Origin of the sequence: Pseudomonas sp. R1-43-08, from assembly GCF_003852255.1 — a bacterium.
GTDB lineage: Bacteria > Pseudomonadota > Gammaproteobacteria > Pseudomonadales > Pseudomonadaceae > Aquipseudomonas.
The window spans coordinates 437,308-455,852 of the sequence record NZ_CP027734.1 but is presented as its reverse complement, the minus strand read 5'-3'; the positions used below and the strand labels follow the sequence as shown (position 1 = coordinate 455,852).

The following is an 18,545-nucleotide window of genomic DNA, read 5'->3' as shown; positions in this document are numbered from 1 at the left end:
ACAACGCATCAGGGACAACGAAGTATTTGTAGCGAAACCCTGCGTTTTTAGGCATTAACGTCGCTTTTCATACATTCAGGTCTGTAAGAGGAAGGTCACAGGGCCATCATTGACCAGATGCACCTGCATATCCGCGCCAAAACGCCCTGACGCCACCTTGCCATGCAATTGTTGCGCTTGTAACAACAAGTGATCAAACAGCGCCGCTCCCAGGGCCGGCGGGGCCGCTGTGGAGAAGCTTGGCCGCAGCCCGCTTTTGGTGTCCGCCGCCAGCGTGAACTGCGACACCAGCAGCAAACCGCCGCCGATGTCCTTCAACGACAGGTTCATCTTGCCCTCGTCGTCGCTGAACACCCGATAGTTAAGCAGCTTATGCAGCAGTTTATCGGCGCTCTCGGGGGTATCTGAAGGTTCGACGGCCACCAGCACCAGCAAACCCTGCTCAATCGCCCCGACGACTTCGCCGGCAACCTCGACCCGGGCGCCTCGCACCCGTTGCAACAGGCCCTTCATGCTTCTTCAGGCGGTAAATCAAGCAGGCGTCGTGCCATTTCGCCGGTTGCGCGTACCAGCGCATCGGTAATCCCAGGCTCGGACGCCGCATGGCCCGCTTCGCGGATCACCTGCAGTTCGCTGTTCGGCCAGGCCTGATGCAGCTCCCAGGCGTTATCCAGCGTACAGATCATATCGTAGCGGCCATGGATGATGACGCCAGGCAGATGGGCGATCTTGTGCATGTCGCGAATCAGCTGGTTGGGCTCCAGGAACGAGTTGTTGGTGAAGTAATGGCATTCGATCCGGGCAATGGACAAGGCACGCTGCGGCTCGGAGAAGCGCTCGACATGCTGCGGGCTCGGGCACAGGCCAAGCATGCGCCCTTCCCAACCGGACCAGGCCTTGGCTGCATGCATCTGGGCGATCTGGTCGTTGCCGGTCAGGCGCTTGTGGTAGGCCGCGATCATGTCGTGACGTTCATCGACAGGAATCGGCGCGAGGTAGTCCTGCCAGTAGTCCGGGAACAGGCGGCTCGCACCGGCCTGGTAGAACCATTCGATGTCCTGTGGACGTGCGAGGAAAATGCCGCGCACGATCAGGCCATGCGCGCGCTCGGGATGGGTTTGCGCGTAGGCCAGGGCCAGCGTCGAACCCCAGGAGCCACCGAACAGCACCCATTTGTCGATGCCCAGGTGCTCGCGGATGCGCTCAAGGTCGGCGACCAGATCCCAGGTGGTGTTGTTTTCCAGACTGGCGCGGGGCGTGGAGCGCCCGCAGCCGCGCTGGTCGAAGGTGACGATGCGGTACAGGTTCGGATCGAAGTAGCAGCGGCTCTGCGCATCACAACCGGAGCCTGGGCCGCCATGGATGAAAACCACGGGCAGCCCTTCGGGGGAGCCGCTTTCATCGACGTACAGGGTGTGAACATCATCGACTGCCAGATCGTGCCGGGCATAGGGTTTGATCTGCGGGTACCAAGTCTGCATTGCGCGCTCCGTAGGGTGTCGGGTTCATCCCTGGGGGACGTCTATTATTTTTGCCGTCTGGCATCATAAACCCGAATTGTGCAATGAGCATGCCCTTGAGCGCTTGTACCGGTGTCAGCCATTATCGATAGCGGGTTTGCCCCCATGCCAGCAATGCTTGCAGCAATTGTTTCAGCACCACCTGGGTCGGCTCGGCCAGGTCGGGGCGATAGCGGAACGGCTCGACCTCCTCCATATAGGTGCTCTGGCACAACTCCAACTGCACCGCATGAATATCCTGCGCCGGGTCGCCGTAGTGCCGGGTGATATGGCCACCCTTGAAGCGCCCGTTCAGCACATGGGTGTATTGCGGGTGATTGGCGCAGATGGCTTCGAGCTGGCGGGCCAGTTGCGCATCGCATGCGGCGCCGTTGAAGGTGCCGAGGTTGAAGTCCGGCAATTTGCCGTCGAACAGGTGCGGGATCACCGAGCGGATCGAATGCGCGTCGAACAGCAGCGCGTAGCCGAACTCGGCCTTTAGGCGGGCGAGTTCCTCTTGCAGCGTGCGGTGATACGGGCCCCAGATTTTTTGCAGATAGGTAGCGCGCTCGGTCTCGGAGGGTGTCTGTCCGTCGCGGAACAACGGCACGCCATCGAACAGCGTCTCCGGGAACAGGCCGGTGGTAGCGCCCGCGTAGAGCGGCTTGTTATCGGACGGCCGATTCAAGTCGATGACGAACCGCGAATACTCGGCCGACAAGGTGCTGGCGCCCAGTTCATCGGCAAAGTCATACAGCGTGGGGATGTGCCAGTCGGTGTCCGGCAGGCTTTGCGCTTCGGGGATCAGCCCGGCTTCCACTGCAGGCGTCAGGCGTAGGCCCGCGTGAGGCATGCTGATCAGCAGCGGCGTGTTGCCTTGTTTGAAGGTCAGAACTTTATCCACAACGCGACTCCTTACACAGTGACGTCGACGCCATGGCGTACGACGCGTTTATCCAGTTCGCCACCCAGCCAATAGGCCAGGTCGGCGGGGCGATCGATCTGCCAGGCGACAAAATCCGCGACCTTGCCCACTTCCAGGGAACCATGGGTATCGCCCATGCCCAGCGCGGTGGCCGCATGCTGTGTGGCGCCGGCCAGGGCTTCTTCCGGGGTCATGCGGAACAGGGTGCAGGCCATGTTCAGCATCAGGCGCACCGACAGTGCCGGTGAGGTGCCGGGGTTGAGGTCGCTGGCAATGGCAATCTTCACGCCGTGCTTGCGCAAAGCATCCATGGGCGGCAACTGGGTTTCACGCAGGAAGTAGAACGCGCCCGGCAACAACACGGCGACCGTGCCGGCAGCAGCCATGGCGATGGCATCCTCTTCGGTCATGAATTCCAGGTGATCCGCCGACAACGCCTGATAGCGCGCTGCCAGGCTGGAGCCGTGCAGAGAAGACAATTGCTCGGCGTGCAATTTCACCGGCAGGCCGAGTTGCTGGGCCACCTTGAACACACGTTCCACCTGCTCGGTGGAAAACGCCAGGTATTCACAGAAGGCATCTACCGCGTCCACCAGCCCTTCGGCCGCCAGGGCCGGCAGCATGTCGTTGCAGATGTGCTCGATGTAGTCATCGGCGCGGTCTTTGTATTCCGGCGGCAACGCGTGGGCCGCCAGGCAGGTGGCGCGCACGCTCACCGGCAGCGCTTGCCCAAGGCGTCGCGCCACACGCAGCATCTTGCGTTCGTTGGCCAGGTCCAGGCCGTAGCCGGACTTGATCTCCACCGTGGTCACGCCGTCGCGCAACAGACTGCGCAGGCGTTTTTCCGCGCTGACGAACAACTCATCTTCCGTCGCCGCACGGGTAGCGCGCACGGTGCTGGCGATGCCGCCGCCCTTGGCCGCGATGTCCGCGTAACTCACGCCCTGAAGGCGTTGCTCGAATTCGCCGCTGCGGTTACCGCCAAACACCGTGTGGGTGTGGCAGTCGATCAGCCCGGGGGTGACCCACGCGCCTTGCAGGTCATGGACCTGGGCGTAATCCGCCGTCGGCACTTGGCTGCGCGGGCCGATCCACTCGATGAGCGAATGTGCGGTGACCATGGCGGCGTCCTCGATGATCGAGTATTTGCCATGAGCCATGGTCGCGATGTGGCAGTGTTGCCAAAGGGTTTTCATCAACGCCTCCCTCAGTTATCGATGAGACATTCTTATGAGGAGAAGATCGTTCCCACGCTCTGCGTGGGAATGCATCCTGTGACGCTCCGCGTCACCACTCTAAAAGCGGACGCAGAGCGTCCAGGGCGGCATTCCCACGCAGAGCGCGGGAACGATCGGTGGGTTACAGGCTCGGCAGCAACTTGGCCGGCACCAGTTCATTCAGGCAGCGGCTGGCAAGCAGTTCGCTGGCGGCGATGATGTCCGGGGCGAAGAAACGGTCCTTGTCATAGAACGCCACTTTGTCACGCAACAGGCCACGGGCTTTTTCCAGTGCTGGCGAGGTTTTCAAGCCGTCGCGCAGATCCAGGCCCTGGCAGGCGGCCAGCCACTCGACAGCCAGAATGCCACGGGTGTTTTCGGCCATTTCCCACAGGCGCTTGCCCGCAGCCGGGGCCATGGACACGTGGTCTTCCTGGTTGGCCGACGTCGGCAGGCTGTCGACGCTATGGGGATGGGCCAGCGCCTTGTTTTCGCTGGCAAGGGCCGCAGCCGTGACCTGGGCGATCATGAAACCGGAGTTGACCCCGCCATTGCCCACCAGGAACGGCGGCAATTGCGACATGTGCTTGTCCATCATCAACGAGGTACGGCGCTCACTGAGGGAGCCGATTTCGGCGATGGCCAGGGCCATATTGTCAGCGGCCATGGCCACCGGCTCGGCGTGGAAGTTGCCACCGGAAATCACATCGCCTTCTGCGGCAAACACCAGCGGGTTATCCGACACGGCGTTGGCTTCAACGACCAACACGTCGGCAGCCTGGCGGAACTGGGTCAGGCAGGCGCCCATCACTTGTGGCTGGCAACGCAGGGAATACGGGTCTTGCACCTTGTCGCAGTTCTGGTGCGACTGGGACACCTGGCTGCTTTCGCCGAGCAGGTCACGATAGGCCGCCGCCGAATCGATCTGCCCACGTTGGCCGCGCGCGGCATGAATGCGCGCGTCGAAGGGTGAGCGCGAGCCGAGCACCGCTTCCACGGTCAGGCCGCCACAGACCAGCGCGCCGGCGAACAGGTCTTCGCCCTCGAACAGGCCGCGCAAGGCGTAGGCGGTGGACACCTGAGTGCCGTTGAGCAGGGCCAGGCCCTCTTTGGCAGCCAGGGTCAGCGGCGTGAGGCCGGCGATTTTCAATGCGTCGGTGGCCGAAAGCCACTCGCCCTGGTAACGCGCCTTGCCTTCGCCGAGCAGCACCAGGGACATATGGGCCAGCGGCGCCAGGTCACCGGACGCACCGACCGAGCCCTTGAGCGGAATATGCGGGTAAACCTCGGCGTTGATCAGTGCGATCAGCGCGTCGATCACCTGTCGACGAATCCCGGAAAACCCACGGCTCAGGCTGTTGACCTTGAGCACCATGACCAGCCGCACCAGCGCATCGCTGATCGGCTCACCCACGCCGGCGGCGTGGGACAGCACCAGGGAACGCTGGAGGTTTTCCAGGTCTTCACTGGCGATGCGGGTCGAGGCCAGCAGGCCGAAACCGGTGTTGATGCCATAGGCGGTGCGGTTCTCGGCGAGAATCTGCTCCACACAGGCCACACTGGCGTCGATCTGCGCCGTGGCGCTGTCATCCAGGCTGAGGGTTACCGGCTGCTGGTAGATGGCCCGCAGTTGGGCAAGGCTCAGTTGGCCTGGAATCAGGTTTAGCGCAGTCACATTCGTTCTCCTTGTGAATTGTTCTTCTTGAATAGGTGTTCAGTGCACATTCGGTAATGCGGTGTGTTTGAGCAGGTGGGCGGCCGCCGCGATGTCCGGCGCCAGCCAGCGGTCCTCTTCGTAGGCCGGTACGACTTCGCGCAGCAAGCGCCAGGCGCGGTCGGTGCCGGCGCCGAAGCGCTGGTCCTTGAGGAACTCGAACGCCTGGGCCGCCAGCAGGTATTCGATGGCCAGAATCTGGGTAACGTTGGCCAGTAGCTGATGCAGTTTGAGCGCGGCGTTGGTGCCCATGCTCAAGTGGTCTTCCTGCAGGCCCGAGGTGACAAAGTTGTCGAGCACCGCCGGTTGCGCCAACTGGCGGTTTTGCCCGCACAAGGACGCGGCGACGTACTGCACGATCATCATTCCGGAGTTGACCCCCGGTTTGCTCACCAGGAATGCCGGCAGGCCGCTGACGTGCGGGTTGATCAGGCGGTCCAGGCGGCGTTCGGCCACCGAGCCGATTTCGGCCATGGCGATGGCGAGCATGTCGGCGGCCAGCGCCACGGACTGCCCGTGGGGATTGGCCTGGGACACCACGCGGTAGTTGCCCGGCGTGCCGAGCAGCAGCGGGTTATCCGTGGCGCTGTTGAGTTCGGTCTCGATCTGGCGGGTCGCGTGCTCCACCTGATCGCGCGCCGCGCCGTGGATTTGCGGGATCGAGCGCAGGCTCAAGGCGTCCTGGGTACGAATGCCCCGGCTGCTGGCGATCACTTCACTGCCGTCGAGCAAGGCGCGCAGATGGCGGCCGACGTGCTGCATGCCAGGGTGCGGCTTGAGGGCGATGATTGCTTCGTCGAACGCGTCGATCTGGCCGCGCTGGGCTTCAAAGCTCATGGCGCCGATCACGTCGGCCCATTCCAGCAAGTGATGCGCATCGGCCAGGGCCAGGCAGCTCAGGCCGGTCATGCACGGCGTACCGTTGACCAGGCACAACCCATCCTTGGCGCCGAGCACCACCGGCTGCAAACCTTCGGCTGCCAACGCTGCTTGCGCGGTCACCACCTGGCCGCGATAGCTGACGTTGCCGACCCCGAGCAGCGCCACGCCGACATGGGCCATGTGGGTCAGGTAACCGACCGAACCCTGGGACGGCACCTGCGGCGTGATGCCATGGTTGAGCAGCGCCAGCAGCGCATGCACCACTTGCGGGTGCAGGCCGGATTTGCCGTGACAGTAGTTGATGATGGCGGCGCAGATGATCGCGCGGGTCTGCTCGTCGCTCAGCGCCGGACCGACACCACAGGCGTGGCTGAGCAAGGTGTTGCGCGACAGCTGGCTCAGTTGCTCGCCCTCAAGCGAAACATTGCACAGCGCGCCCAGGCCGGTGTTCACCCCATAGGCGCGTTCGCCGCTGGCGACGATGCGCTGCACGATGGCCTGGGCATTGTCGATACGCGCCCAGGCGTGGCCCGAGAGTTCGAGCACGGCGCCGTGGCGGGCGACGGCGACGACGTCCTGCCAGTGCATTGGGGCGTCGGCGAGGGTGATTTTTGTTGCCTGGGACATTTTCAGCCTCTTAAGTTGATCGTTCCCACGCTCTGCGTGGGAATGCCGCCTGGGACGCTCCGCGTCCCGCTGTCAGGGAGTGACGCAGAGCGTCACGGGATGCATTCCCACGCGGAGCGTGGGAACGATCAGTCAGACCACCGCCGCCCGCCGCTGAACGAACCGGTCCACATATTCATCCGCCGGCGAATGCAGGATCTCCCTGGGTGTGCCGACCTGAATCAGCTTGCCATCCTTGAGGATCGCAATGCGGTTGCCGATGCGCACCGCTTCGTCGAGGTCGTGGGTGATAAATACGATGGTCTTGTGCAGGGTCTTTTGCAGCTCGAGCAACTGGTCCTGCATCTCGGCGCGGATCAGCGGGTCGAGGGCGCTGAAGGCCTCGTCCATCAGGATGATGTCGGTGTCAGCCGCCAGGGCGCGGGCCAGGCCGACACGTTGACGCATGCCGCCAGAGAGCTGGTGCGGGTATTTGTTTTCATAGCCCTTGAGGCCCACGGTTTCGATCCAGTGCAGGGCGCGTTCGGCACACACCTGCTTGGTTTCGCCGCGCACTTTCAAGCCATAGGCAACATTGTCGAGCACGCTCTTGTGGGGCAACAAGCCGAAGCTCTGGAACACCATGCTGATCTTGTGGCGACGGAATTGGCGCAAGGCCTCCATGTCCAGTTGCAGAATGTCTTCACCGTCGACCAGGATCGCGCCGCTGGTGGGGTCGATCAGGCGATTGAAGTGACGCACCAGGGTGGATTTGCCGGAGCCCGACAGGCCCATGATCACAAAGATCTCACCGGTACCGATGCTCAGGGACAGGTCGTTCACACCCACCACGCAACCGGTCTCGGCCAGCACCTGATCCTTGGTCTTGCCCTGGCCAATCAGCGCCAGCGCTTCTTTGGAGCGGTTGCCGAAGATCTTGAAGACGTTCTTGACTTCGATTTTGCTGACAGTAGTCATTTGCTCGCCTCATGCCGTGGACGACCATAGGCCTGGGTAATGCGGTCGATGACCACGGCGAGAATCACGATCGCCAGCCCGGCTTCGAGGCCTCGGCCGACGTTGAGGGTCTGGATGCCGACGAGTACGTCTTCACCCAAGCCACGGGCGCCGATCATCGAGGCGATCACCACCATCGACAACGCCATCATGGTGGTCTGGTTGATGCCCGCCATGATGCTGGGCAGCGCCAACGGCAGTTGCACGCCGAACAGCTGCTGCCAACGGTTGGCGCCGAAGGCGTTGATGGCTTCCATGACTTCGCCGTCGACCTGGCGGATACCCAGGTCTGTGAGGCGGATCAGCGGCGGCGCGGCGTATATGACCGTGGCGAAAATCGCCGGCACCTTGCCCAGGCCAAACAGCATCAGCACCGGGATCAGGTACACGAAGCTGGGCATGGTTTGCATGATGTCGAGCAACGGCATCAATACCGAACGCAAGCGATTGCTGCGCGCGGAAAGAATGCCCAAGGGGATGCCGATCAGCACCGAGATCACCGTGGCGACCATCATCAGCGCCAGGGTCTGCATCAGTTTGTCCCACAGGCCGACCGCGCCGACGAGGAACAACAAACCGACAATCACGGCCGTGGTCACCACCTTGCGCGTGGCGTGCCAGGCGATGACGCCGACGATGGCCAGCATCAGCCACCAGGGCGCTGCGCGCAGCAGGCTTTCCAGATTGACGATGGCCCATAGCAGGGTGTCGGAAATGTGCCGGAACACGTCGCCGTAGTTGGTGACCAGCGAATCCACCCAACCGTTGACCCAGTCGGCAATGGAAAACGTAAAACTCTCAGGAAACATAGCGTGCTCTCGATCCAGTGGGTTGAGGCCAGGCGTCCGGCTGCCCCTGAGGGTAGCCGGACACGCTTGACCTACAAGGCCGCGTCGATTTTCTTGGCGGCGTCTTCGCTCACCCAGGCGTGCCAGACTTCAGGATGTTCCTTGAGGAAAATTTTCGCCAGTTTCGGCGACTCGATCCGCTCCTTGGCCATGCGGCCCAGGTTCTGGTTCAGCAGGTCGATGGGCAGGTTGACCTTTTCCAGCACGGCCACCAGTTCCGGCGCTTGCTCGTGGAAGGCCTTGGACAGGCCGACCTTGATGCTCACGCTTTTATCCACGCCCGGTTTTTCTTCCAGCTTGACCAGATCCACCTGGCCCATCAGCGGCGTCGGCGACCAGTAGTAGAACAGGATCGGCTCGCCGCGCTTGTAGCTCGACAGCACCGCCGCATCCAGCGCCGGGCCAGTGCCGGGGCGAAAGTTGGTGTAGGTGCTTTCCAGGCCGTAGCTTTTGAGCATTTCACTGTTATCCAGCTCGCAGGTCCAGCCGGCCGGGCAGTTGTAGAAGCGTCCCTTGGATGGTTCTTCCTGGTCCTTGAACACCGCAGCGTACTTGGCCAGGTCGGCAATGGTCTTGAGGTCCGGGGCCTTGGCTTCCAGCTTGCGCTTGGCGTCGCCTTCGATCACGTAGCGCGGCACGTACCAGCCTTCGATGGCGCCAACCACCGGCGCACCGACGCCAACGACTTTGCCGGCCTTCTCGGCCTTGTTCCAGACTTCGCTGCGGCCGACCCACTCTTCGGCAAACACTTGGATGTCGTTACTGCTCAGGGCGTTTTCCATGGTGATGGAGTTGCCCGGCAGGCTGTCGGTTTTGCAGTCGTAGCCTTTCTCCAGCACGGTTTGCAGGATGTCGGTGAGCAACATGCCGCTTTCCCAGTTCAGCCCGGCGAACTTCACCGGCTTGCCGGATTCGCACCAGCCGGCCGCCTGGGCGCCGGCGCTTGCCAGCAAGCCCGCAGAAAACAACGTGGTCAGCAGGGTCTTATGCATTTTCATTGTGTGACGCTCCCAATCATGAAATGGATTACGGCAGTCAAAAGGCATCCTGCCTTGTCCACATCCCGTCAGGCCTGCGCCGCAGCGCGACCGATACCGCTTGTTTGCGTGGGTGCAACGCTGTCCTGCTCGATCGGCAGGATCAGTTGATCAGGCATCGTGCCGTGCCATTTTTTCGCGCACAGGTAGTACAGGGCCGCCGGCAACACCAGGCCGATGATCCAGGAGATATCCACCCCACCCAGGGTTTCTACCAGCGGGCCGGTATAGAACTTGGTGGAAATGAACGGCAGCTGCACCAGCACACCGAATACATAAACGCTGATGCCCAAGGGGTTCCAACGCCCATAGCGACCTTTGGGGTCAGCCAGCGCCGGCACGTCATAACGCTCGCGGGTGATGCAGTAGTAATCCACCAGGTTGATCGCGCTCCAGGGCGTGAAGAACGCCAGCAGGAACAGGATGAACGACTTGAACGCCCCAAGGAACGAATGCTGGCCGAGCAGCGCGATCAGGGTGGCCGTGCCGACAATCGCCAGCACGAACAGCAGGCGCTGCAGGCGCGATACCCGCAGGTGGCCCTGGAAGCCGCTGATGATGGTCGCGATACACATGAAACTGCCGTAGGAGTTCAGCGTGGAAATCGTGACCTTGCCGAACGCGATACTGAAGTACAGCAACGCCGCCGCTGCACCGCTGCCGCTCAGGCCAACGATGTAAGCCACTTCGTGCCCGACGAATTGCCCGTTGGCCATGGCGGCGGCAAACACGCCGAGAACCATCGCCACCTGCGCGCCGATGACCGACCCTGCGCCAGCCGCCAGAAAGGTTTTCACCGAGGAGGTGCTGCTCGGCAGGTAACGTGAGTAATCCGCCACATAGGGCCCGAACGCGATTTGCCAGGACGCGGCCAGCGAAACCGCGAGCAAGAAGCTGCTCCAGCTGAAATGGCGGATCTGCAGCAATGCGCCGATGTCGGCCTGGCCCATCAAGCGGCTGAACAGGTAGACGAAGGCGATCACGCCAATGACGCTGGCGACGCGCCCGATGAAGTGGATCACCCGATACCCCAGCACCGTAACCAGCACGATGACACTGGCGAAGATCAGGATACCGACGCTGTCGCTGACCCCGAACAACTGGCCCAGCGCCTGCCCGGACAGCACCGTGCCGGTTGCCGTGAATCCCAGGTACATCAGGCACACCAGCACGATCGGGATGGCCGCGCCATACACGCCGAACTGCACCCGGCTGGAAATCATCTGCGGCAGGCCGAGCTTGGGCCCTTGTGCGGCATGCAACGCCATCACCCCGCCGCCCAGCAGTTGGCCGATCAACAGACCGATCAACGACCAGAACACATCCCCGCCCAGCACCACGGCCAGGGCCCCGGTGACGATAGCCGTGATCTGCAGGTTGGCACCCAGCCACAGGGTGAACTGGCTCAATAGACGACCATGTCTTTCCGCTTCCGGGATGTAGTCGATCGAACGCCTTTCGATCAACGGGGTGGTGTCGTTTGCAGCCATGGGTGTTCAACCTCTGATGGATTGTTTTTATGTACTACACCAATCAACTGTGGGAGGGGGCTTGCCCCCTCCCACAATGGTTACTTGATCATCGGCAGGTTGAGGCCCTGTTCCTTGGCGCAATCGATAGCAATCTGGTAACCCGCATCCGCATGCCGCATCACCCCGGTAGCCGGATCGTTATGCAGCACCCGCGCAATGCGCTCGGCCGCTTCGTCGGTGCCGTCACACACGATCACCATGCCCGAGTGCTGGGAAAAGCCCATGCCGACGCCGCCGCCGTGGTGCAACGACACCCAGGTCGCGCCGCTCGCAGTGTTGAGCAAGGCGTTGAGCAGCGGCCAGTCGGACACGGCGTCGGAGCCGTCCTGCATGGATTCGGTTTCACGGTTGGGGCTGGCCACTGAGCCGGAGTCGAGGTGATCACGACCGATTACGACAGGCGCGGACAGCTCGCCGCTGCGCACCATCTCGTTGAACGCCAGGCCGAGCTTGGCGCGCTGACCCAGGCCGACCCAGCAGATACGCGCCGGCAAGCCCTGGAAGCTGATGCGCTCGCGGGCCATGTCCAACCAGTTGTGCAGGTGGGCGTCGTCGGGGATCAGTTCTTTGACTTTGGCGTCGGTCTTGTAAATGTCTTGCGGGTCGCCCGACAGCGCAGCCCAGCGGAACGGGCCGATACCTCGGCAGAACAGCGGGCGGATGTAGGCCGGTACGAAGCCTGGGAAATCGAAAGCGTTTTCCACGCCTTCTTCGTGGGCCATCTGACGGATGTTATTACCGTAGTCGAAGGTCGGAATGCCTTGTTTCTGGAACTCGAGCATGGCTCTGACGTGCACCGCCATCGACTGTTTGGCGGCCTTGATCACAGCGGCAGGCTCGGTCTTGGCGCGGGCGCGGTATTCGTCCCAGGTCCAGCCGGCCGGCAGGTAGCCGTTGAGCGGGTCGTGGGCGCTGGTCTGGTCGGTGACCATGTCCGGGCGCACGCCACGCTTGACCAGCTCCGGCAGAATTTCAGCCGCGTTACCCAGCAGAGCAATGGAGATCGCCTTGCCTTCCTGGGTGTACTTGGCGATGCGCGCCAGGGCGTCGTCAAGGTCGGTGGCCTGCTCGTCGACATAGCGGCTGTTCAAGCGGAAATCGATGCTGACCTGCTGGCATTCGATGTTCAGCGAGCACGCGCCGGCCAGGGTCGCGGCCAAAGGTTGGGCACCGCCCATGCCGCCGAGGCCGGCGGTGAGGACCCAACGGCCTTTCAAGTTGCTGTCGTAATGCTGGCGACCGGCTTCGACGAAGGTTTCGTAAGTGCCCTGGACGATGCCCTGGCTGCCGATGTAGATCCAGCTGCCGGCAGTCATCTGGCCGTACATGGCCAGTCCCTTGGCATCCAGTTCATTGAAGTGTTCCCAACTGGCCCAGTGCGGCACCAGGTTGGAGTTGGCGATCAGTACGCGCGGGGCATTGCTGTGGGTCTTGAACACGCCGACCGGCTTGCCGGATTGCACCAGCAGGGTTTCGTCGTCGTTCAGATTCGTAAGGCTCTCGACAATCTGGTCGTAGCACTCCCAGTTGCGCGCGGCACGCCCGATACCGCCGTACACCACCAGCTCCTTGGGGTTCTCGGCCACTTGCGGGTCGAGGTTGTTCATCAGCATGCGCAGCGGCGCTTCAGTCAGCCAGCTTTTGGCGGTGAGCTTGTTACCGCGGGCAGCGCGGATTTCGACGTCACGGTATTTTGTAGGCCTTGCTTTCGAAAAATCGGTCACAGCTGGACTCCTCGGCATGATGCGCGAACATTGATGGTGCGAAGCAGAGTCTTACGCACACATCTTTACTTGTATGTACAAGCATATGCAATCAAGCGGCCAACTTTCAGAGCGAGGGTTTGGATTTTTTTCGAAAGGGCGTGGGAGCCTTGGAAATTAAGGCTTCGAGGCGTGATGAAATTTCTTACGAGGGAGTCTCACAGCGAGGGAGGTTTGTCACGACAACGTGGCTTTGCGCCGTGCTGGGGCGTTAAGTAACAATTTGGTGCGGGGCTGTGGAAACAGATCCTAAGAGCAACACAAAACAAATGTGGGAGGGGGCTTGCTCCCGATAGCGGTGTGTCAGTCAAAGATATATTGACTGACCCACCGCTATCGGGAGCAAGCCCCCTCCCACATTTTTAACCGCGCTGGGTCAGTTCGATCAGGCAGCAGCGGCCACTGACCGAAATATCCAGCAAGCCGGTGTTACCGTCCACTTGCAGGCAATCGTGATGACCCAGCACATGGTCCAGCACCTTCACTTCATCCGCCACGCTGAACACCAGCACAGTATGCGCCGAGCTGAAAAACCGCTGTACGCCATCCACCCACTGCAACCGCGCGTGATAACGCTGGGGCGAGTAGATCAGGTTGAAATCGCGGATCGGCCCGGTGATCAAGCGGCACGCCACCTGACTGTCACCCTTGAACGCGAACGGTTGCAGCGGTAACAAACCGCGCTGCTCCTCACCGTCCACCGTCAACACCATGCCCGCGCCTTTGATCACGGTGATCACGCGCTGGTAGCCAGCGAAGGTGGAAAATCCACCCGACTCGGCGATGTCGGCAATCGACAGGCGCCAGCCGAAACCATCGAGGCCGGTGCCCGCATCACGGGTGATTTCTTCGGTGCTGCCGCCGCCGTTCTTCCACGGCATGCGCACGTAGTCGGCAGCGCGCCAGACGTTGACTGAACTCATTTACTGAAGCGTCCTTCAAGGCTGTGCCGCGAACCTGGGTGAATCAAGCGCGCGGCCGTCACCGGCTGGCGGCCAGACCAGGTGCGTCGGCGGATCAACAGGCAGGGCTCGCTCGGCTCGATCTGCAACAGCTTGCACTCGGCAGCATCGGCGAGGATGGCTTCGACCACATGCTCGCCCTCCGTCAGCGGTGCGACCTGGTTGAGGTAGGCGTAGGGCGTTTGCTGGGTGAAATCCTGTTGCAGGTATTCCGGCGCAACCAGGGCGTTGACGAAACGGTCTTCGATCTGCACCGGAATGTCGTTTTCGAAATGCACGATCAACGAGTGAAACACCCGCCCGCCTTCGCGCATTTCCAGCGCGACGGCACGTTCCGAACCGGCCGCTTCTTCGCCCAGGGTGATGACCTGGCACGTATGCCGATGGCCGCGGGAGGCGATCTCATCGGCAATGTTGTGCACTTCAAACAGCGCCGACTGACTCTTGGGCTCGGCGACAAACGTACCGACGCCCTGCATGCGCACCAGCAAACCTTCGGCCGTGAGCTCGCGCAACGCGCGGTTGATGGTCATGCGGCTGAAGCCCAGTTGGCTGACCAGCTCGCTCTCCGACGGCACGCGGTAATGGGGCGGCCAGTTGCCGTTGAGGATCTGCTGGCTGATCATCTGTTTGACGCGGGCATACAAGGGCGCCGGACTTTCGTCCATGTGGGCAGCCAGCGGAGACTTGGCAGGCGGAGTCGGCACAGGGAATCCTTGCAGGGGGAAAAGATGCATAGATTGCCGGAGTTTACCGAGCAGGCAAACGTCTGTATATGTATATACAAATAAACACACGACCGGGGTGCCTTGATCATGTCCGCTTTCTTTGCCGAACGCGCGCTGCTGCCTGATGGCTGGGCCAATGATGTACGTCTTGAAGTCAGCGCCGATGGAGTGCTGACACAGGTTGAGGCCAATGCCAGCGCGGTGGGCGCCGAACGGCTAAGAGGTCCGGTATTGGCCGGCATGCCCAACCTGCATTCCCACGCTTTCCAGCGCGCCATGGCGGGGTTGGCGGAAGTGGCGGGTAATCCGAACGACAGCTTCTGGACCTGGCGTGACCTGATGTACCGCATGGTCGGCAAGATCAACCCGGAGCAGTTGCAGGTCATCGCGCGCCAGCTGTACATCGAGATGCTCAAGGCCGGCTACACCTCGGTGGCCGAGTTTCACTATGTGCACCACGATGTCAGTGGCCAGCCCTATGCCGACCGCACAGAGCTGTCGCGCCAGATCAGCCAGGCCGCCGCCAGCAGTGGCATCGGCTTGACGCTGGTGCCGGTGCTTTATACGCATTCGGGGTTCGGTGGCCAGGCGCCCAACGACGGCCAGCGCCGGTTTATCAACAGCACCGACAACTATCTGGATCTGCAGTCGCGCTTGCAGCCGATGCTCGCCGCGCAACCTGCGCAGCAACTGGGCCTGTGTTTCCACTCCCTGCGTGCGGTCACGCCCGAGCAGATCAAGGACGTGCTGGCCGCCAGTGATCAGGTGTGCCCGGTGCACATCCACATTGCCGAACAGCAAAAAGAAGTCGACGACTGCCTGGCCTGGAGCGGCAAACGCCCGTTGCAGTGGCTGTACGACAACGTGGACGTCGACGAGCGCTGGTGCCTGGTGCACGCCACTCACGCCGATGCCGACGAAGTCGCGCGCATGGCCAGGAGCCGGGCGATTGCCGGTTTGTGCCTGACCACCGAAGCCAACCTGGGCGACGGGATTTTTCCGGCGGTGGATTTTCTGGCCCAGGGCGGGCGCATGGGCATCGGGTCCGACAGCCATGTGTCGCTGAGCGTGGTGGAAGAACTGCGCTGGTTGGAATACGGCCAGCGCCTGCGCGATCAACGGCGCAATCGCTTGTATCGCAATGACCAGCCGATGGTCGGGCGCACGCTGTTCGATGCCGCATTGGACGGCGGCGCCCAGGCATTGGGCCAGCCGATTGGTGGATTGGAGGTGGGCAAGCGCGCCGATTGGATCGTGCTGGACGGCAACGACCCTTACCTGGCGACAGCGACAGGGGACGGCATTCTGAATCGCTGGCTGTTCGCTGGCGGTGATCGACAAGTGCGGGATGTGCTGGTCAACGGCCAGTGGGTGGTGCGGGATGGGCATCATGCCGGCGAGGAAGAAAGCAGCCGGGCATTCACTCAGGTCCTGAGAAACTTACTCGGTTAAAAATGTGGGAGGGGCTTGCTCCCGATGGCGATGTATCAGTATCAGATGCGCTGATTGACACACTGCTATCGGGGGCAAGTCCCCTCCCACATTTTTACTGCGAGGTTTTCGCCATCTGCTTGTCGGACGTGCGCCAGATCAAACGCGTGGTGTCATACCCCTGCTGTCGTGCCCTGCTCAAGAGGTCTTCACGTGTATCGGCGCTTACCGTTGGCGTACGCGACAAAATCCACATGTAACGCCGGCTCGGGCTGCCGACGATGGCGGTCTTGTAGTCATCGCTGACATACAGCACCCAGTAATCGCCCTTGGCAACGCCCGGCAACAACGACGTAAACCAGTTATCGAATTCTACCCAGAGCTTGTCGGTCTTGCCCGGCACTTGCGGCGTGGCCGTGCCTTTGGCTTCCTGCCATTTCCACTCAGGCGTCAGGCAGCGATTGAACACCGACATGTCGCCATCCGGCAACAAGGTGTAGCGGGCTTCGGATTGCGCGCAGTTGCGCTGGAAGTACATCGGCAAGCGAGCCAACTCATACCAGGTGCCCTGGTAACGCTTGAGGTTGACGTTGCTCGCGGTCTTGGGTTGCAGATCATCGCCAGAATGGCTGGCGCAGCCCGCCAAAAACAGGCTGGCGCAAAGGAACACAACAAAACGCATCATTCTTCTTCTCCCGCAGGCTCGCGCCCCGGTTTACTTCAGGCCTTGCCCGGAAAACATCAGAACTTTGTCACCGGCGTACTGCACGCTGATAAAGCTGTTTTTATCGCCCCAGGTGCAGCTGGACATGCCCAGTGCGCCGGAACAATCGGTCGGCTTGCCCAGCAACGACTCTACCTCGGCCTTGGCCATGCCGGCCGACAGTTTCTGGTAGTTTTCTTGATTGACCTTGCTGCAGGCGGCTAACAGCACGCAAAAAGCCAGCAGGGCGAGACGGCGTAAAGACATGGAAAAGCTCCTGGAGAGACAAAGCAGCTGGGGTATCTGCCAGAAGCTTAGAAGGGAAAAGAGGTGTCTGGTTCCCGACGAGCGAAAACAAAAAAGCCCCGAAAACGCTGAAACGTTTCGGGGCTTCTTTAACGGTGATCCGCCTCACAACACGGCGGATAACCTATCGCAGCAGCTTACTTCTTGTGATACGCCGTCACACGCTCAACTTCTTCCTTGGAACCCAGGAACACCGCCACACGCTGGTGCAGGCCTTCGGGCTGGATGTCGAGGATGCGCTGGTGGCCGTCAGTGGACGCCCCGCCCGCCTGCTCCACCAGGAACGACATCGGGTTGGCTTCGTACATCAGGCGCAGCTTGCCCGGCTTGGACGGCTCGCGGTCGTCACGTGGGTACATGAACAAGCCACCACGGGTCAGGATGCGGTGCACATCGGCAACCATGGCCGCGACCCAGCGCATGTTGAAGTTTTTCTTCAGCGGGCCTTCCTCGCCTTCCATCAACTCGTTGACGTAGCGCTTCACCGGTTCTTCCCAGTGACGCTGGTTGGACATGTTGATCGCAAATTCCTGGGTGGAGGCTGGAATGGAGATGTCTTCGTGGGTGAGCACGAAGCTGCCCATTTCGCGGTCCAGGGTGAAGCCCTTGACGCCGTCGCCCAGGGTCAGCACCAGCATGGTCTGTGGGCCGTAGATGGCGTAACCGGCGGCGACCTGCTCGGTGCCCGGCTGCAGGAAGGCCTTTTCGTTCAGGGCTTCGTTCTGGCTCAGGTATTCGTTCGGGCAACGCAGTACCGAGAAGATGGTGCCGACCGGCGCGTTGATGTCGATGTTGGACGAACCGTCCAGTGGGTCGAATACCAACAGGTACGCGCCTTTGGGGTATTTGCCCGGAATCTGGTAGGCATTGTCCATTTCCTCGGAGGCCATGCCGGCCAGGTGACCGCCCCATTCGTTGGCTTCGAGCAGGATTTCGTTGGAGATAACGTCGAGCTTTTTCTGCACTTCGCCCTGCACGTTTTCAGTGCCCATGCTGCCCAGGACACCACCCAGTGCGCCTTTGGACACGGCGTGGCTGATCTCCTTGCAAGCACGCGCCACCACTTCGATAAGGAAGCGCAGATCGGCAGGCGTGTTGTTGCTGCGGGTCTGCTCGATCAAATAGCGACTCAAGGTAACGCGGGACATGGACGGCTCCGGAGAATGGGGGGCTTAAAAACCCGCGCAGTTTAACGCGAGTCGGGGCTGATTTCCTCTAATCAGAGGATTTAACGCCAATAGAGTTCACGGCTGGTCCTGCGGTTTGCGCAACATGGCGCCTGGTATATCGACGCGGACCCCATGTGGGAGGGGCGGTGCGACGATTCGACTTGTTCCCGATAGCGGTATGCCAGTCGACATAGCTGTTAACTGAT

Annotated in this window: 17 protein-coding genes; 1 reads left to right on the top strand and 16 read right to left on the bottom strand. The window is 61.6% G+C overall.

The genetic code is table 11. The features are described from left to right. Positions 1–75: 75 nt before the first annotated feature. The 13 genes from dtd to hutC form a co-directional block, all read right to left on the bottom strand. A complete protein-coding gene (dtd, locus tag C4J87_RS01920; RefSeq protein WP_124360888.1) occupies positions 76–513 on the bottom strand; it encodes a D-aminoacyl-tRNA deacylase in 438 nt (145 codons plus the stop codon). Continuing rightward, the gene (gene pip, locus C4J87_RS01915; RefSeq protein WP_124365509.1) at positions 510–1,481 is read right to left on the bottom strand and encodes a prolyl aminopeptidase; all 972 of its coding nucleotides are present in this window, start codon (positions 1,479–1,481) and stop codon (positions 510–512) included. The genes dtd and pip overlap by 4 nt, the downstream gene beginning before the upstream one ends. Before the next feature lie 121 nt (positions 1,482–1,602). After that, a complete protein-coding gene (gene hutG, locus C4J87_RS01910; protein ID WP_124365508.1) occupies positions 1,603–2,403 on the bottom strand; it encodes an N-formylglutamate deformylase in 801 nt (266 codons plus the stop codon). 11 nt (positions 2,404–2,414) lie between these two features. Next, positions 2,415–3,620, bottom strand: coding sequence for an imidazolonepropionase (hutI, locus tag C4J87_RS01905; protein WP_124365507.1), 1,206 nt, complete (start codon positions 3,618–3,620; stop codon positions 2,415–2,417). Positions 3,621–3,783: 163 nt separating this feature from the next. After that, a complete protein-coding gene (gene hutH / locus C4J87_RS01895; RefSeq protein ID WP_124365506.1) occupies positions 3,784–5,316 on the bottom strand; it encodes a histidine ammonia-lyase in 1,533 nt (510 codons plus the stop codon). Positions 5,317–5,355: 39 nt separating this feature from the next. Beyond that, on the bottom strand, positions 5,356–6,864 hold the full coding sequence (hutH, locus tag C4J87_RS01890) for a histidine ammonia-lyase (protein ID WP_124365505.1): 1,509 nt from the start codon (positions 6,862–6,864) through the stop codon (positions 5,356–5,358). A gap of 132 nt (positions 6,865–6,996) precedes the next feature. After that, positions 6,997–7,821 (bottom strand): glycine betaine/L-proline ABC transporter ATP-binding protein, encoded by an 825-nt coding sequence (locus tag C4J87_RS01885; protein ID WP_124360880.1) that lies wholly within the window; start codon positions 7,819–7,821, stop codon positions 6,997–6,999. Then, positions 7,818–8,669 (bottom strand): proline/glycine betaine ABC transporter permease, encoded by an 852-nt coding sequence (locus C4J87_RS01880; protein ID WP_124360879.1) that lies wholly within the window; start codon positions 8,667–8,669, stop codon positions 7,818–7,820. The genes C4J87_RS01885 and C4J87_RS01880 overlap by 4 nt, the downstream gene beginning before the upstream one ends. Positions 8,670–8,740: 71 nt before the next feature. Then, positions 8,741–9,706, bottom strand: coding sequence for an ABC transporter substrate-binding protein (locus tag C4J87_RS01875; RefSeq protein ID WP_124365504.1), 966 nt, complete (start codon positions 9,704–9,706; stop codon positions 8,741–8,743). 68 nt (positions 9,707–9,774) lie between these two features. Next, positions 9,775–11,235, bottom strand: coding sequence for a cytosine permease (locus tag C4J87_RS01870; RefSeq protein WP_124365503.1), 1,461 nt, complete (start codon positions 11,233–11,235; stop codon positions 9,775–9,777). Between the two features lie 80 nt (positions 11,236–11,315). Then, entirely contained in the window at positions 11,316–13,019 is a 1,704-nt protein-coding gene (hutU, locus tag C4J87_RS01865; protein ID WP_124365502.1) for a urocanate hydratase, read from the bottom strand. A 383-nt stretch (positions 13,020–13,402) separates the two neighbouring features. Then, entirely contained in the window at positions 13,403–13,963 is a 561-nt protein-coding gene (locus C4J87_RS01860; RefSeq protein ID WP_124365501.1) for a HutD family protein, read from the bottom strand. Then, complete coding sequence (gene hutC, locus C4J87_RS01855) at positions 13,960–14,739, bottom strand: histidine utilization repressor (protein ID WP_177412738.1); 780 nt, start codon at positions 14,737–14,739, stop codon at positions 13,960–13,962. Before hutC ends, C4J87_RS01860 begins: the two co-directional genes overlap by 4 nt. A 78-nt stretch (positions 14,740–14,817) precedes the next feature. Between hutC and C4J87_RS01850 the strand changes: the two genes are divergently transcribed. Beyond that, positions 14,818–16,182 carry a formimidoylglutamate deiminase gene (locus tag C4J87_RS01850; protein ID WP_124365500.1) on the top strand — a complete coding sequence of 455 codons (1,365 nt, stop codon included), beginning with the start codon at positions 14,818–14,820 and terminating at the stop codon, positions 16,180–16,182. A gap of 94 nt (positions 16,183–16,276) precedes the next feature. Here the strand turns inward: C4J87_RS01850 and C4J87_RS01845 are convergent, their stop codons facing one another. The 3 genes from C4J87_RS01845 to C4J87_RS01835 form a co-directional block, all read right to left on the bottom strand. Next, positions 16,277–16,846: a lipocalin family protein gene (locus C4J87_RS01845; RefSeq protein ID WP_124360872.1), complete on the bottom strand. Its 570-nt coding sequence runs from the start codon at positions 16,844–16,846 to the stop codon at positions 16,277–16,279. Between the two features lie 30 nt (positions 16,847–16,876). Beyond that, positions 16,877–17,131, bottom strand: coding sequence for a lipoprotein (locus tag C4J87_RS01840; RefSeq protein ID WP_033897714.1), 255 nt, complete (start codon positions 17,129–17,131; stop codon positions 16,877–16,879). A gap of 176 nt (positions 17,132–17,307) precedes the next feature. Further along, the gene (locus tag C4J87_RS01835; protein ID WP_124365499.1) at positions 17,308–18,318 is read right to left on the bottom strand and encodes a class 1 fructose-bisphosphatase; all 1,011 of its coding nucleotides are present in this window, start codon (positions 18,316–18,318) and stop codon (positions 17,308–17,310) included. Positions 18,319–18,545: the final 227 nt, after the last annotated feature.